We start from the raw sequence: 16,293 nt of genomic DNA, 5'->3' as shown, positions 1-16,293 counted from the left end.
TGCTAAAACAGATTTAGTTAATTTTTTTTGACGCCTTTTCCTGTTTTTTTGCAATCTAACTTACCATTCCTCTACTAACAATAGAAGCACAATATTATGGCATATTTATTCACATCAGAATCTGTAAGTGAAGGACATCCAGATAAAATTGCAGATCAAATTAGTGATGCATTATTAGACAATTTTTTAGCTTTTGATCCAGAAAGTAAAGTAGCTTGTGAAACCCTAGTTACAACTGGGCAAGTAGTACTTGCAGGTGAGGTAAAAAGCAATACCTATGTAGACTTGCAAAACATAGCACGTGAGGTAATTAATAACATTGGTTACACAAAAGGAGCTTACCAGTTTAGTGGAGATTCTTGTGGTGTTATCTCATTAATTCATGAACAGTCACAAGACATTAACCAAGGTGTAGACCGTGGCTCTAAAGAAGAGCAAGGAGCAGGGGACCAAGGTATGATGTTTGGTTACGCTAGCAAAGAAACAGAAAACTATATGCCACTGGCATTAGATATTTCGCATAAAATATTACAAGAACTTGCCGCATTGCGTAGAGAGGGTAAACAAATCTCTTATTTACGCCCAGATGCTAAGGCGCAAGTAACTATAGAATATTCAGACGATAACGTGCCACAGCGTATAGATACTATTGTTGTATCTACACAGCATGACGATTTTGATGCTAATGATGAAAAAATGTTAGCGCAAATAAAATCAGATATTATCTCTATTTTAATGCCTAAAGTAATAGCGCAATTTCCAGAGAAGGTACAAGCATTATTTACAAGCAAAATACAGTACCACATTAACCCAACAGGTAAATTTGTAATTGGTGGTCCACACGGAGACACAGGTTTAACAGGACGTAAAATTATAGTAGATACCTACGGTGGTAAAGGCGCCCATGGTGGTGGTGCATTTAGTGGTAAAGATCCAAGTAAAGTAGACCGTAGTGCAGCATATGCAGCAAGGCACGCAGCTAAAAATTTAGTAGCAGCAGGTATTGCAGATGAGATTTTGGTACAAGTAAGTTACGCCATTGGTGTGGTAGAGCCAACTTCTATTTATGTAGACACATACGGTACTGCAAAAGTAAATTTAACAGACGGAGAAATTGCCAAAATAGTAGCGCAAATTTTTGATATGCGCCCGTTTGCCATAGAAGACCGTTTAAAGCTAAGAAACCCTATTTATTTAGAAACCGCAGCTTATGGTCATATGGGGAAAGAACCAAAAACAATCACAAAAGTTTTTGAGTCTCCATATAATGGTAAGGTAGAGAAAGAAGTAGAACTTTTTACTTGGGAAAAACTAGATATGGTAAGCGCAGTAAAAACCGCTTTTAACCTTTAAAATAAAGTTTTTAATAATATATATAAGTGCTTTGCTGTAACGGTAAAGCACTTTTTTTTGTGTTTAATATTTTACTATTTATTTGGGTGTTACCACAAGGGTCGGGCTTTTTGTTGCAATCTTTTTTAAGAAAAATAAAAAAGGATTTTCACTACAATCCCTAACACAATTGCTTTATAAAGTTTATCGATTTTATTTTTACGCGCGATTAAATGTGATTTTTTCACTAAATTTACATAAAAAACAAACAGAATTATGCTAATAAGGTTTGCAGTTGAGAATTTTCTATCATTTAAAGATCGAGAAGTATTTTCTCTTATTCCAGGAAGAGGAACTTTAAAATCACATCATAAATCCAAATCAATAAAAGGAACTTCCGCTCTTAAAACAGCTGTAGTTTATGGTGCTAATGCATCTGGGAAATCCAATTTAATCAAAGCTATTGAATTCGGAAAAGAACTTATTCTTAAAGGAAATAAAGCAGAACAACCTATAAAATATAGTAGCTTCAAACTAGACAAAAAGCTATTAAATCAAAACTCTAGAATTGAGTACGAGATTCAACACAAGAACAAAAATTACGCTTATGGATTTGTTTTTAATTCTAAGGAAATAATAGAAGAATGGCTTTATGAAATATCTAAAAAATCTGAAAAAGAAATTTTTACAAGAGATAAAAATAGACCAAAGGAATTTGACTTAGACGCAATTCTTAGCAAAAACAAAAAAACAGAAGAAAAACAATTTTTAGAATTCACCGCAAAAGGAACTCAAAAAAATCAACTTTTTTTGTCTGAAATAAGAACACGAAAAGTTAAGGAAAATGTTTCAAATATTGACGATCTTATCAATGTTATAGATTGGTTTCAAAATGCATTAACAGTTATTTATCCGAATTCTAAAAATGTAGGTAAAAAGTTTGAACTGCTAGAAGACACAGACTTAAATAAAGTGTTTACCGAAATGCTTGGATATTTTGACACAGGTATTGATGGAATAGAATTTAAAGAGGTAGATATTGAGAAAATTGATATTCCAAGTGAAATCTTAAAAGATATAGAGAATGATTTATTGGGAGATAAATCAGAAAAAACTAATGCATTTATTTCTAATGTCCAAGATGACAAATACTATGTTATTTCTATACTTAAAGACAGAACATTGAGGGCTCAGCTTTTGAAAACAAAACATAAAATTACAGGTGGTGGTTACGAATTATTTGATTTAAGAGATGAATCAGATGGTACAAGAAGAATAATGGATTTAATACCACTAATAATTGATTTTTTCAAAGGAGATAACGTCTTCGTAATTGACGAAATGGAAAGAAGTTTACATCCCAATTTGATATACGACTTATTTGATTTCTTTCTATCCAAGTGCAAAAATGTCAACAGTCAGTTTATTGTTGCCAGCCACGAATCAACACTTTTGACTCAAAAATTGCTTCGAAAAGATGAAATTTGGTTTGTTGTAAAAGACAAAATGGGAGCAAGTCGATTACATTCATTGGAAGATTACAGTATTAGATTTGATAAAGAAGTTAGACGAGATTATCTATTAGGAAGATACAAAGGTGTTCCTAAGTTTGGAAACAGAGAGAATTTAACGGTTATACCTCAATTTAATTAAATATGCCAAGAGAACCAATACCATTAATTAGAAAAGGAGGTTTCTTGGATGCTGAAAAGTTATTCGTTTTATCTTATGAAGGTACAGTAAGTGAAAAGAAATATTTTAACGACTTTCGAGAGTCTGTATTTTTCAATGATTCAGGTTTAATTGAAATTGTCCCGTTAAAAAAAGAAGAAAACTCTGGAACAGATCCCTTGAGTGTTAAAAAATTACTCAAAAAAGCTAAATTAGATTATCAATTTAAAAAAACAGATGAATTTTGGCTAATTATAGATAGAGACCATTGGGAAACTATACATAAAATTGATTTTGACAAATTAGTAGCTGATTGCAAGAAAGAAAATAACTTCTTTTTAGCTATGAGTAATCCTTGCTTTGAAATATGGTTAATATTGCATCTAAAAGACATTACAGAATACAATGAAAGCGAGGTAAATAAACTTTTAGAAAACGCATCTGAAAGTAGAAAGAAAAACCATATTGATGTTGTTCTAGGTGATTTACAAGGAAGAGGATATAATAAAAAGCCAAATCCTGAAATATTCTTACCTTTAACTAAAATAGCAATTGACAGAGCTAAAAATTTAGATAATAAAAATGAACCATATCCAAAAAAATTAGGTTCTCATATATACAAATTGATTGAAAAACTGCTAAAAACCTAGAATTTTACAAAATGTTTCTGCTTTAATGATTTAATAAATCGTTACAAAAACAAACAAATATTGTGTTTCTGTTATTTAAGCTTGTTAAAAAGGTTAAAATCAATATTTTTTCAAAAAAGATTAGGATATTAAATTTTTCTGAACATATATTTGTAGCTCAAAGTTCAAAACACTTATTGAATAGTTATCAAGAAAGGCGGAGGGATTAGACCCAATGAAGCCTTAGCAACCCTTTGCTCATACAAAGAAGGTGCTAAATTCTACCAAGTACATCGGTACTATAGGCAGATAACGAAACAAGCTTTTTATTTACACAAAGCAAATTTCCAATTTCTTTTTAACTCATTTAATTTTAAACCATCTTGCAAAGTCGGCAAGACGCGGTTTTGGCTTTTTTATTTTTTCAATTTAAACTATAAAAAACAAAATTATGAGTACTCAAAAATTAGCAACAAACGCATTACACGCAGGTCACACTCCATCAGAAACAGCAGGTACAAGAGCAGTGCCTATTTATCAAACGTCGTCTTATGTTTTTAAAGACACAGACCACGCAGCAAACTTATTTTCTTTATCAGAATTAGGATTTATTTACACGCGTTTAAACAATCCAACAAATCAAATATTACAAGACAGACTAGCAGCAGCAGAGGGTGGTGTAGGAGCAGTAGTATTTGCATCTGGTACAGCAGCAATTTCTACAGGTTTATTAACGCTTTTAAGAGCAGGAGACCACATTGTAGCATCTAGCAGTTTGTACGGTGGTACATTTAATTTGTTAAATGTAACCTTACCAAGATTAGGTATTACAACTACTTTTGTAGATGCATCTAATCCAGAGAGTTTTGGTAAAGCAGTGCAAGAAAATACAAGAGCATTTTTTGTAGAGTCATTAGGAAATCCTAAGCTAGATGTTTTAGACTTAAAAGCAATTTCTAAAGAAGCAAAAGCAGCACAAGTGCCATTTATTGTAGACAATACAGTAGCATCACCAGCATTATTAAACCCAATAGAGCACGGTGCAAACTTGGTAATACACTCGCTAACAAAATACATAGGCGGACAAGGAACTTCTTTAGGAGGTGCAATTGTAGACGCAGGTACTTTTGACTGGACAAATGGAAAGTTCCCAGAGTTTACAGAACCATCTGCCGGGTACCACGGTTTGGTGTATAGTGAGGCTCTTGGTAATGCTGCATTTACGTATAAATTAATTTTAGAAGGTTTAAGAGATTTCGGAGGAGCTTTAAGTCCGTTTAATGCATTCCAAATTATACAAGGTTTAGAAACTTTACCAGTGCGTATAAAACAACATAGTGCAAACGCATTAGAATTGGCTACTTGGTTAGAGGGTAGAGATGAGGTTGCTTGGGTAAACTATCCAGGGTTAAAAAGCAATAAATACTATGACTTAGCTAAGGAGTACTTACCAAAAGGTCAAAGTGGCTTAGTTACATTTGGTGTAAAAGGTGGCTTTGAAGCTGCTAAAAAACTAACAGATGCCACTAAAATATTCTCTCTTTTAGCAAACATAGGAGATACAAAATCTTTAATAATTCACCCAGCAAGTACAACGCATCAACAATTAACAGCAGAGCAGCAAGAGGCTGCAGGTGTTGGTCAAGATTTAATTCGTTTATCTGTTGGTTTAGAGGATATAGAAGATTTAAAGTTAGACTTAGAAGAGGCTTTTAAAGCTATATCTACAGTTACAGCTTAATAAACTTACGTTCTCAAAATAAATTACAAATAACCTAATAATTATTTAGGTTAAAACAGCTTACTATGTTGCATCATATCAAACTAAAAAAATATACAACGCTAAGTGGTAGCACACAAGATATAGACTTGTCATATCAGGTATTTGGAGCAGAATTGCACACCGCGCCAATTGTACTTGTAAATCACGCTTTAACAGGTAACTCTAATGTTTCTGGTGAAGATGGCTGGTGGTCTACACTAATAGGAGAAGGTAAATGTATAGACACCACAAAATACACGGTATTGTCTTTTAATATTCCTGGTAATGGTTTTGATGGCTTTATTATAGAAAACTATAAAGATTTTGTAGCTAAAGATATTGCTCATTTGTTTTTATTAGGATTAAAAGAACTAAATATCAATTCGCTTTTTGCAATAATAGGAGGTTCTTTAGGAGGTGGTATTGCCTGGGAGATGGCTGCACTAAATCCAAAGTTAACTCAGCATTTAATTCCGGTTGCATCAGATTGGAAATCCACAGACTGGCTTATTGCAAACTGTCAAATTCAAGAACAGTTTTTGGTAAACTCTAAGCAACCTGTACATGATGCCCGTATGCACGCAATGTTATGCTACCGTACACCAGAATCTTTTAAGGCTCGTTTTAACCGAAGCACAAATGAAGAACAACAGTTATTTAATGTGGAAAGTTGGCTAACCCACCACGGTAAAAAATTGCAAGAGCGTTTTCAATTATCTGCATATAAGTTAATGAACCAGTTGTTAAAAACCATAGATATTACTAGAGATGGTAATGAGGCTTTTATTAACCTGCAAAATAGCAACACATCTATACATATTGTAGGTGTAGATTCTGATTTGTTTTTTACAGCCAAAGAAAATAAAGATACCTTTAAACAACTGGCACAAGCTAATAGTAATGTTACCTATGGTGAAATACACTCACTACATGGTCATGATGCGTTTTTAATAGAGTTTGATCAGTTAGAGCAATTGCTAAATGGTATTTTTAATGATCATAAAAAACGAGAAGAACTTAAGGTAATTAAGTTTGGAGGTAAGTCTTTAGCTAACGGAGAAGGTGTATCTAACGTAGTTACTAAAATAGCTTCTAAAGTTGCTAATTCTGAAAATATAGCGGTTGTGGTTTCTGCTCGCGGAGAATCTACAAATGTATTAGAACAATTGTTGAATTTAGCAGCAAGGGGAGAAGAGTATACTCTAGCTTTTAATGAGTTTAAAGCATATCAGCAAAATGGTTTAGCGTTAAATTTTTCTGAGGTATACACAGAAATTTTGCAAATTTTAGAAGGTGTTGCCTTGTTGGGTGATTATAGCTTAAAAATTAAAGATCAAGTTTTGGCATACGGAGAGTTGCTTTCTGCACAATATGTTGTAAAAGCACTTGCTAAAGAAGGTGTAAAAGCTGAGTTTATAGATTCTAGAAAAATAGTAAAAACTGATGCCAATTTTGGAAATGCAAACGTGTTAGAGGAGGTGTCTAAAGCTAAAACACAAAAATTAATTTCTAGTTTAGCTAGTAATGTTGTACCTGTTATTACAGGTTTTATTGGGTCTACAGAAGATGGTAAAACAACAACTTTAGGCAGAAACGGTAGTAACTATTCTGCCTCTTTATTTGCTAACTTTTTAAATGCTGTAGAGTTACAGAGTTATACACACGTAGATGGTATTTTTACCGCTAATCCAGATTATGTTTCTGATGCAAAACGTATAGAACAATTAAGCTATTCAGAGGCTAATGAACTGGCAAATTTTGGAGCAACTATTTTACACGCAAAAACCATAATTCCTTTATTAGAAAAAAATATTCCGTTACGTATTTTAAATACATTTAATGGTGATAATGAGGGAACATTAATTAGCGCAAAAACAACCAAAGAGGGTATAAAATCACTTTCTGTGATAAAAAATGTTGCTCTTGTAAACTTAGAAGGCCGTGGTTTGTTAGGTAAGGCTGGTATAGATGCACGTATATTTAAATCACTTGGCGATGAAAAAATTAGTGTTAGTATTATTTCCCAAGGTTCATCAGAACGTGGTATTGGTTTGGTGGTAGATGCTGTAAGTGCAGATAAGGCAAAACAGGTTTTAGAGCGCGAGTTTGCATCAGATTTTTATTCTAAAGATATCAATCTAATTACAGTGCAAAAAGATGTTTCTGTAATATCTATAGTTGGTCAGGATTTAAGTACGTTTCATAAACCATACAATGCATTAATAAAAAACCAAATTGTACCATTATTGTTTAATAATACGGTGTCTGGTAAAAACGTGAGTTTAGTGGTTAAAAAAGCTAGTTTGCACAAGGCTTTAAATGTAATGCACGGACAAATATTTGGTGTTGCTAAAAAAGTAAACATAGCTATTTTTGGTCACGGTACTGTTGGTGGTACATTAATAGAACAGTTATTAAAATCTGCTAAAGCCATAGAAGAACGTAAAGGAATTAACCTTAATGTTTTTGCCGTTGCTAACTCTAAAAAAGTACTACTAAGTAAAAAAGGAATTGGAAAAGATTGGCCTACTACGTTAAATGAAAAAGGAAAATCCTATGAGCTTACAGATATTTTTGAGTATGCAGAAAAACATCATTTAGAAAATTTAATAGCAATAGATAATACTGCAAATGAGGATTTTGTGGCTAATTATGTTGATTTGGTAGAAAATGGATTTGATCTAGTATCGTCTAACAAAATAGCAAATACTTTAGGTTTTGATTATTATAAAAACCTTAGAGACATATTAGCTAAAAATCAGAAACAATATTTGTATGAGACTAATGTTGGTGCAGGTTTACCTTTAATAGATACTATTAAGTTATTGCACTTGTCGGGTGAAAATATTACTAGAATTAAAGGGGTGTTCTCCGGATCCTTAAGCTATATTTTTAATACGTATTCTGAAGTAGATGTACCTTTTTCTACAGTTTTAAAAGAGGCTATGGAAAATGGATACACTGAGCCAGACCCGCGTGAAGATTTATGTGGTAATGATGTTGGTAGAAAACTATTGATTTTAGCACGTGAGTTAGAGTTAAGTAATGAATTTGCAGATATTAATATTCAAAATTTAATTCCGGAAGCATTAAGAGAAGGAAGCAAAACAGAATTTTTAAGTCAGTCTGATGCTTTAGATACGGCATTTTCTAAAATTAAGGCAGACCAAAAACCAAATCACGTTCTGCGTTATGTTGGTGATTTGCACGGTAATCTTCAAGAAGAAAAAGGAATTTTAGATGTAAAATTAGTGTCTGTTCCTAAAGAAAGTGCATTAGGACAAGTAAAAGGATCAGATTCTATTATCGAAATTTATACCGAGTCTTATGGTGAAAATCCATTAGTAATACAAGGTGCAGGAGCAGGAGCCGCCGTAACCGCAAGAGGTGTTTTTGGAGATATTTTAAGAATAGCCGAGAAAGGATAGACTTTGTATAGAAACTGGAGATAAGAGAGAAGGGGTAAGAAAATAGAACATAGAGAATAGAGTAAAGAAAAAAGAATATAGCGCTAATGGCTAATAGCAGATAGTCAAGAATAAAAGAAATACTATGGATAATAAATTTGAAACTAACGCAATACGTACACAAATAGAGCGCTCTCAGTTTTTAGAGCATTCGGCACCTTTATACTTAACATCTAGTTACGTTTTTGAGGATGCAGAAGATATGCGTGCATCTTTTGCAGAGGAAAAAGATAGAAATATTTACTCTAGATATTCTAATCCTAATACGTCAGAATTTATAGAAAAAATATGCAAAATGGAAGGAGCCGAGGCTGGCTTTGCTTTTGCTTCTGGTATGGCTGCTGTGTTTTCAACTTTTGCTGCGTTAGTAGAGAGCGGAGATCATATTATATCATCTAAAAGTATATTTGGCTCTACACATAGTTTATTTGTTAACTTTTTCCCCAAATGGAACGTGACCACAAGTTATTTTGACGCTCATAATTTAGAAGGTATTGAGGCTTTAATCACTCCAAAAACTAAAATTTTATATGCCGAGTCACCTACTAATCCGGCTGTAGATATTTTAGATTTAGAAGTACTAGGTGTTATTGCAAAAAAACACAATCTTATTTTAATTATTGATAACTGTTTTGCATCGCCCTATTTACAACAACCTATAAAGTTTGGTGCAGATTTGGTGATACATTCTGGGACAAAATTAATAGATGGTCAAGGTCGTGTTTTAGCAGGTATAACGGTTGGTAGTGCAGATTTAATAGATAAGGTTTATCGTTTTTCTAGAATATCAGGGCCTGCATTGTCTCCTTTTAACGCGTGGGTATTGTCTAAAAGCTTAGAAACGTTAGCAATAAGAGTAGACAGGCATTCTGAAAATGCATTGAAGTTAGCCGAATATCTAGAGGCACACCCAAAAGTAAACTGGGTAAAATACCCTTTTTTAAAGTCGCACCCACAATACAAAGTAGCTATAAAACAAATGAAAGCTGGCGGTTGCATTGTTGCTTTTGAAGTAAAAGGAGGTTTGCAAGCAGGTCAAGAATTTTTTAATGCAATTAAGTTGTTATCGCTTTCTGCAAACCTAGGTGATTCTAGAAGTATTGTAACTCACCCAGCATCTACAACGCATAGTAAACTTGCGGCAGAAGATAGAGTAGCTGTGGGCATTACAGATGGTACGGTTAGAGTTTCTGTAGGTTTAGAACATATAGATGATATTATTGCAGATATAAAGCAAGCATTGGGGTAAGTTGTAGTAATAAAGTATATATTTAGGCTTTTATAATAAGGGTTTAATTTAAAAATAGTTAGCTTAAAATCAGCACTTTTTTAAATCCCAATTTTGCCTATCTTTGTACTATGCTATCCAAAAAAACCAAATACGGGCTTAAGGCCTTAACTTATTTAGCTCAAAAAGAAGATAGGAATCCGGTTCCTATTGGAGAAATTGCGCAACAAAATAACATATCTCAAAAATTTTTAGAGAGTATTTTATTAATGCTTCGTAGAACAGGAGTTTTGTCTTCTAAAAAAGGCAAAGGTGGTGGTTATTACTTAATTAAAGAGCCATCAGAAATTTTAATGACAGATGTTATTAGAGTGTTAGAAGGGCCTATTGCAATGGTACCTTGTGTAAGTTTAAATTTTTATGAAAAGTGTGACGACTGCCCAGATGAGGGTACTTGTTCTGTTCACAAGCTAATGCTAAAAGTAAGAGACAGTGCTTTAGAAATCTATAAAAACACCACTCTTAGTAACCTTATTTAAAAGTCTACATTCTTTTTTTGTTTTTAACTGTATAACAGCGCAATTATTCTATTGTGTTCTGTTACAGATACTTCATATTCATCAAAAAAACTTCTTATTTTTTATTAATCTACTAAAACCATAGGATTTATGCGTTTTTTAACAGTTACTATCATTAAAAGTTTTACATTTGTAATTCCTACTAATTAAATAGGGTATTAAAAATTAAATAAATGATTGCTGATCAATTGATTTTAAATAAAGAAACTTCTAAAGGAAGTTACAAGTCAGACAAACAGTCAGAGAGTCCTAAAAGGAGCATAGTAAAGTCTATTAGCTGGAGAGTAGTGGGTACAATAGACACTGTTTTAATTTCTTGGTTTGTTACAGGAACTTTAAAATTAGCATTCTCTATAGGTTTAATAGAATTAGTTACAAAAATGGTATTGTATTTTTTTCACGAACGTGTTTGGAATTCAATTAAGTGGGGTAAATAACATATAAGTATAGTAAAGATGAGTTTTACAGAAGATATCATAAAAAATTTAAATGCTCAGTTTAGAGGTATTCCGCCAGAAGAAATAATTTCTTGGGCTGTAGAATATGCAAAAAATGCTGTAATAACCACCAATTTTAGACCTTATGAGGTTGCTATATTAAATGCAGTAACAGCAATTAAAAAAGATATTCCTGTTATTTGGTGTGACACTGGTTATAATACACCAAATACATATAAACATGCAGAAGAGTTAATTTCTACACTAGATTTAAACGTAAAGCTATATGTGCCTTTACAAACAAGTGCACACAGAGATGCTGTAATGGGAATACCATCTATAGAAGATCCAAAACATAAAGAGTTTACAGAGCAAGTTAAGTTAGAGCCTTTTAAAAGAGCTATGGCAGAACACAAACCAGATGTATGGTTTACTAACTTAAGAAAAGGCCAAACGGCACTTAGAGATTCACTAGGAATTTTAAGCTTAAGCAAAGACGGAATTTTAAAAGTAAGTCCGTTTTACCACTGGTCAGATGTGCAGTTAGATGCATATTTAGCAGAACGTAATTTACCAAACGAACATAAATATTTTGATCCTACTAAGGTATTAGAAAATAGAGAGTGTGGTTTGCACACTTAGAATAAAGAGGATTAAAAAAGATATAAAACAAAACACCAATATTTTGGAAACATTGATAAAAGATACAAAATCACAAACAACAACCAATGCCTCTTTAGAAGGATTGGGTAATGCTTTGGAGAACGAAGCTATTTACATTTTTAGAGAAGTAGTAGCGCAGTTTGAAAAACCTGTTTTGTTGTTTTCTGGCGGAAAAGATAGTATTACTCTAGTACGTTTGGCACAAAAAGCATTTTGGCCGGCTAAAATACCTTTTCCTTTAATGCATATAGATACAGGTCATAATTTCCCTGAAACTATAGAATTTAGAGATAAATTGGTTAAAGAATTGGGTGTGGAGCTTATTGTAAGAAATGTACAAGATTCTATAGATCAAGGTAAAGTAGTAGAAGAAACTGGTAAGTATGCAAGTAGAAATATGCTGCAAACTACAACCTTATTAGATGCTATAGAAGAGTTTAAGTTTGATGCCTGTATTGGTGGTGCTCGTAGAGATGAAGAAAAAGCAAGAGCTAAAGAACGTATTTTTTCTGTTCGTGATGATTTTGGACAATGGGATGAAAAAAACCAGAGACCAGAATTGTTTGATATGTTAAACGGTACTATAGAAATAGGTCAAAATGTACGTGTTTTTCCTATTAGCAACTGGACAGAGTTAGATGTGTGGAGCTATATTCAGAAAGAACAAATTGAAATTCCATCAATCTATTTTGCACACAAAAGAAATATCTTTTTAAGAGATGGCTTAATCTGGTCTGCAGAAGATGATGTTGTTTTTAGAGCAGAAGATGAGGTTGTAGAAGAACGTTGGGTGAGGTTTAGAACTGTTGGTGATATGTCTTGTACGGCAGCAGTGTTATCTAAAGCAGATTCTATAGATAAAGTAGTAGAGGAAATTAGAGATTCTAAAATATCTGAACGTGGTGCACGTATAGATGATAAACGTTCTGAAGCTGCAATGGAAAAAAGAAAACAACAAGGGTACTTTTAAAAAGTACAGACTACTTAGTCTAAAGTATATAAGTTAAAAAAGAAGTTTAAAACATAAAAGTAAGAGTAGCAAAGTATTTGTACTTGCAACTTTATACTTAATACACATAAAATGAACGTACTAAAAATAGCAACAGCAGGTAGTGTAGATGATGGTAAAAGTACCTTAATTGGTAGGTTACTTTACGATACAAAATCACTAACTGAAGATAAACTAGAAGCCATTAAAAAGAGTAGTGAACAACGTGGGTATGATTACCTAGATTTTTCATTAGCTACAGATGGTTTAGTTGCAGAACGTGAACAAGGTATTACTATAGATGTGGCTCATATCTATTTTTCAACACCAACTAAAAGTTACATTATTGCAGATACACCTGGTCACGTAGAGTATACCAGAAATATGGTTACGGGTGCATCAACTTCTCAAGTAGCTATTATTTTAATAGATGCTAGAAAAGGTGTTATAGAACAAACATACCGTCATTTTTTTATCAACAATTTATTGCGTGTTAAAAACGTAATAGTTGCTGTTAATAAAATGGATTTGGTAGACTATTCTGAAGAGGTATTTAATAATATTAAAAAAGACTTTGAAGCTTTAAATGCAAAAAGTACTTATGCAGAACAAATAGTTAGTTATATTCCGGTTAGTGCCTTAAAAGGTGACAATATTGTAGACAAAACAGATGCAATGTCTTGGTATAATGGCGATACAATTTTAGGTCATTTAGAGGAGTTAGAAGCACAAGATTTATATGATGCTGGTAAGGTTCGTTTTCCTGTACAAACAGTAATTAGACCAAAAACAGATGAGTTTCACGATTTTAGAGGGTATGCTGGAAAAATTTCTGGAGGTAGCTTAAAAGTTGGTGATGCTGTAACTGTTTTACCATCTCTAACGCAATCAAAAATAAAAGAGATATTCTTTTTTGATAAAACGTATGCAGAGGCACCAGCAGGCAGTTCTGTTAATATTACCTTAGAAGATGATATTAACATTACTAGGGGAGATATGCTTGTTAAAACAGATGAACTTCCAAAAATTGAAAAACAAGTTACTGCTACAGTTTGTTGGATGGATAGTAAAAACCTAGTACCAGGAACTAAGTATATTGTGCAACATAATACAAACCGTGTGCTATCTAAAATTGATAGTATAAATAGTGTTATAGCAACAGATTATACGGGAGAACAAGAAAACAATAATAAATTATCCTTAAATGAAATAGGAGAAGTTAGTATTAAACTTAGTAAGCCTATTTATTTTGATAGTTATAACGACAATAAATCTAACGGAGCTTTTATTTTAATTGATGCCCAAACCAATACAACGGCTGGTGCAGGATTTATAAGTTAAGCTAAAAGTCCATACAAAGAAGTGTTTTTACAGGCACTTTTTTATTTAAAATCCTATTAAATCTATAGGATAATAGTAATTATAAAAGCCATAATCATAAGCAAATGCAAAGTTTTAGAACAGAAATAGAAAACCCAGTAGTAGCTAAAGATATTATAGATTTAGAAGCAAAAATTAAACAGTTTAATGACGGTAAGTTAGACGAGGAAAAGTTTAGAAGCTTGCGTTTGGCTCGTGGTATTTATGGTCAGCGTCAGCCAGGCGTACAAATGATTCGTATTAAATTGCCATATGGTAAAGTAACATCTACACAGCTTAAGCGTATTTGTGATGTATCTGAAGAATACTCTACAGGACGCTTGCACATTACTACACGTCAAGACATACAAATACATTACGTAGATATAGAGCGTACACCAGAACTTTGGGCGCAATTGGCAAAGGATGATATTACTATTAGAGAAGCTTGTGGTAATGCAGTACGTAACATAACAGCTAGTGAAACCGCTGGTATAGATGTAGATGAGCCTTTTGATGTATCTCCGTACGCACACGCAATGTTTCAATACTTTTTAAGAAATCCTATTAGTCAAGAAATGGGAAGAAAATTTAAGGTTTCTTTTTCTTCTAGTGATGCAGATACAGGACTTTCTTATATGCATGATCTTGGTTTTATTGCAAAAATAGAAAACGGAGTTAGAGGTTTTAAAGTTCTTTTAGCAGGTGGTTTAGGCTCGCAGCCACGCCACGCAGAAGAGTTGTATACTTTTTTAGAGGCCGATAAAATTATTCCGTTAATGGATGGTGTTATTCGTGTTTTTGACAGGTACGGAGAACGTAAAAGTAGAGCAAAAGCCAGAATGAAATTTTTGCTTAAGGATATTGGTTTAGATGGTTTTAGAGCATTGCTAGAAGAAGAGCAAAATGCAATTCCACAAGATTCTTTTCCTGTAGATGTAGATGCGTATCCAAAGGTAAAAGTAGCAAATGCTAAAGTACCAGAAGTAGCAATTAAAAATACAGAAGCTTTTGAGCAATGGAAAAGCACAAACCTTGTGCCTCAAAAACAACAGGGCTATGTAGCTATTGGTATAAAAGTAAAGTTAGGAGATTTTTATATTGAAGAAGCTCGTCAATTAGCAGATTTAGTAGATGCGTATGCAGCCGGAGAATTTCGTTTGTCATTGCGTCAAAACATCCTAATACCTTATGTAAAAGAGGAATTGGTTCCTTTCTTTTATACAGAGCTAGAAAAACTTGGTTTTGTAGAGGCTGGTTATAACAAAGCATCAGATATAACTGCTTGTCCTGGTACAGATACTTGTAATTTAGGTATTGCTAGTAGTACTGGTATTGCAGCAGAGCTAGAAAGAGTAATTACAGAAGAATATCCACAATACATAAACAATAAAGATGTTGTTATAAAAATTAGTGGATGTATGAATGCCTGTGGTCAGCACAATATGGCAAACATAGGTTTTCAAGGGATGTCTGTACGTACAAAAGATAAGTTGGTAGCACCTGCTTTACAAGTATTGTTAGGTGGTGGTAATTTAGGAGATGGTAATGGCGTTTTTGCAGATAAAGTTGTAAAAGTACCAAGTAAAAGAGGTCCAGAGGCATTGCGTTTAATTTTAAACGATTTTGACGCTAATGCAAACGGACAATCATTTACTGAGTATTACAAAGAAAAAGGGGAGCATTATTTTTATGACTTTCTAAAACACCTTACAGCTATAGATAATTTAACTCCAGAAGATTTTATAGACTGGGGAAATACAGAACGCTATGAAAAAGCTATTGGAGTAGGCGAGTGTGCTGGTGTTGTTATAGATTTAATTGCAACTTTATTGTTTGAGAGCGAAGAAAAAATTGAAAACGCTGCTGCTGCATTGGAAGATAAAAAATGGTCTGCTAGTATTTTTCATTCCTATTCTGCAATGGTAAACTCTGCTAAAGCATTGCTTACAGCACAGAACACAAAAACAAATACACATATTAGCATTATTAAAGATTTTGATACTCATTTTGTGTCAAACGGCTTAATAGAATTAAAAACTTCTTTTGAGGAGTTGGCGTTGCAAATAAAAAGCAACAAACCAACGCAAGAATTTGCAGAAGCATACCTTAGAGATTCTAAAGTGTTTTTAGAAGTTGTACAAAAGTTTAGAGAAAAAGAATTAGCAGAAGCTTAAAA

At 33.0% G+C, this 16,293-nt stretch carries 12 protein-coding genes and 1 riboswitch; all 12 genes read left to right on the top strand.

Going from position 1 to position 16,293, the window contains the following annotated elements; translation table 11 throughout:
• Positions 1-96: 96 nt before the first annotated feature.
• The 12 genes from metK to KLA_RS01310 all read left to right on the top strand — a co-directional run bounded on the left by metK (position 97) and on the right by KLA_RS01310 (position 16,291).
• Positions 97-1,353 (top strand): methionine adenosyltransferase, encoded by a 1,257-nt coding sequence (gene metK, locus KLA_RS01365; protein ID WP_013621530.1) that lies wholly within the window; start codon positions 97-99, stop codon positions 1,351-1,353.
• A gap of 255 nt (positions 1,354-1,608) precedes the next feature.
• Positions 1,609-2,985: an AAA family ATPase gene (locus KLA_RS01360; protein ID WP_034643067.1), complete on the top strand. Its 1,377-nt coding sequence runs from the start codon at positions 1,609-1,611 to the stop codon at positions 2,983-2,985.
• A gap of 2 nt (positions 2,986-2,987) precedes the next feature.
• Positions 2,988-3,653, top strand: coding sequence for an RloB family protein (locus KLA_RS01355; RefSeq protein ID WP_034643064.1), 666 nt, complete (start codon positions 2,988-2,990; stop codon positions 3,651-3,653).
• Between the two features lie 181 nt (positions 3,654-3,834).
• A riboswitch (SAM riboswitch) is annotated at positions 3,835-3,948 on the top strand.
• A 135-nt stretch (positions 3,949-4,083) separates the two neighbouring features.
• On the top strand, positions 4,084-5,373 hold the full coding sequence (locus KLA_RS01350; protein ID WP_034643061.1) for an O-acetylhomoserine aminocarboxypropyltransferase/cysteine synthase family protein: 1,290 nt from the start codon (positions 4,084-4,086) through the stop codon (positions 5,371-5,373).
• Between the two features lie 65 nt (positions 5,374-5,438).
• Complete coding sequence (thrA, locus tag KLA_RS01345; protein WP_034643057.1) at positions 5,439-8,822, top strand: bifunctional aspartate kinase/homoserine dehydrogenase I; 3,384 nt, start codon at positions 5,439-5,441, stop codon at positions 8,820-8,822.
• A 124-nt stretch (positions 8,823-8,946) separates the two neighbouring features.
• A complete protein-coding gene (locus tag KLA_RS01340; RefSeq protein ID WP_034643055.1) occupies positions 8,947-10,110 on the top strand; it encodes a trans-sulfuration enzyme family protein in 1,164 nt (387 codons plus the stop codon).
• A 110-nt stretch (positions 10,111-10,220) separates the two neighbouring features.
• Positions 10,221-10,628 (top strand): RrF2 family transcriptional regulator, encoded by a 408-nt coding sequence (locus KLA_RS01335; RefSeq protein WP_013621534.1) that lies wholly within the window; start codon positions 10,221-10,223, stop codon positions 10,626-10,628.
• A 212-nt stretch (positions 10,629-10,840) separates the two neighbouring features.
• A complete protein-coding gene (locus tag KLA_RS01330; RefSeq protein ID WP_013621535.1) occupies positions 10,841-11,104 on the top strand; it encodes a DUF2061 domain-containing protein in 264 nt (87 codons plus the stop codon).
• Positions 11,105-11,122: 18 nt separating this feature from the next.
• On the top strand, positions 11,123-11,746 hold the full coding sequence (locus KLA_RS01325) for a phosphoadenosine phosphosulfate reductase family protein (RefSeq protein WP_013621536.1): 624 nt from the start codon (positions 11,123-11,125) through the stop codon (positions 11,744-11,746).
• Positions 11,747-11,798: 52 nt separating this feature from the next.
• Positions 11,799-12,737: a sulfate adenylyltransferase subunit CysD gene (gene cysD / locus KLA_RS01320; protein ID WP_370511832.1), complete on the top strand. Its 939-nt coding sequence runs from the start codon at positions 11,799-11,801 to the stop codon at positions 12,735-12,737.
• Positions 12,738-12,848: 111 nt separating this feature from the next.
• A complete protein-coding gene (locus KLA_RS01315; protein WP_013621538.1) occupies positions 12,849-14,096 on the top strand; it encodes a sulfate adenylyltransferase subunit 1 in 1,248 nt (415 codons plus the stop codon).
• A 104-nt stretch (positions 14,097-14,200) separates the two neighbouring features.
• Positions 14,201-16,291: a HEPN domain-containing protein gene (locus KLA_RS01310; RefSeq protein ID WP_034643051.1), complete on the top strand. Its 2,091-nt coding sequence runs from the start codon at positions 14,201-14,203 to the stop codon at positions 16,289-16,291.
• Positions 16,292-16,293: the final 2 nt, after the last annotated feature.

Origin of the sequence: Cellulophaga geojensis KL-A (assembly GCF_000568425.1) — a bacterium.
GTDB lineage: Bacteria > Bacteroidota > Bacteroidia > Flavobacteriales > Flavobacteriaceae > Cellulophaga > Cellulophaga lytica.
The sequence above is the reverse complement of the archived record's forward strand: the minus strand, read 5'-3'. Positions and strand labels throughout refer to the sequence as shown.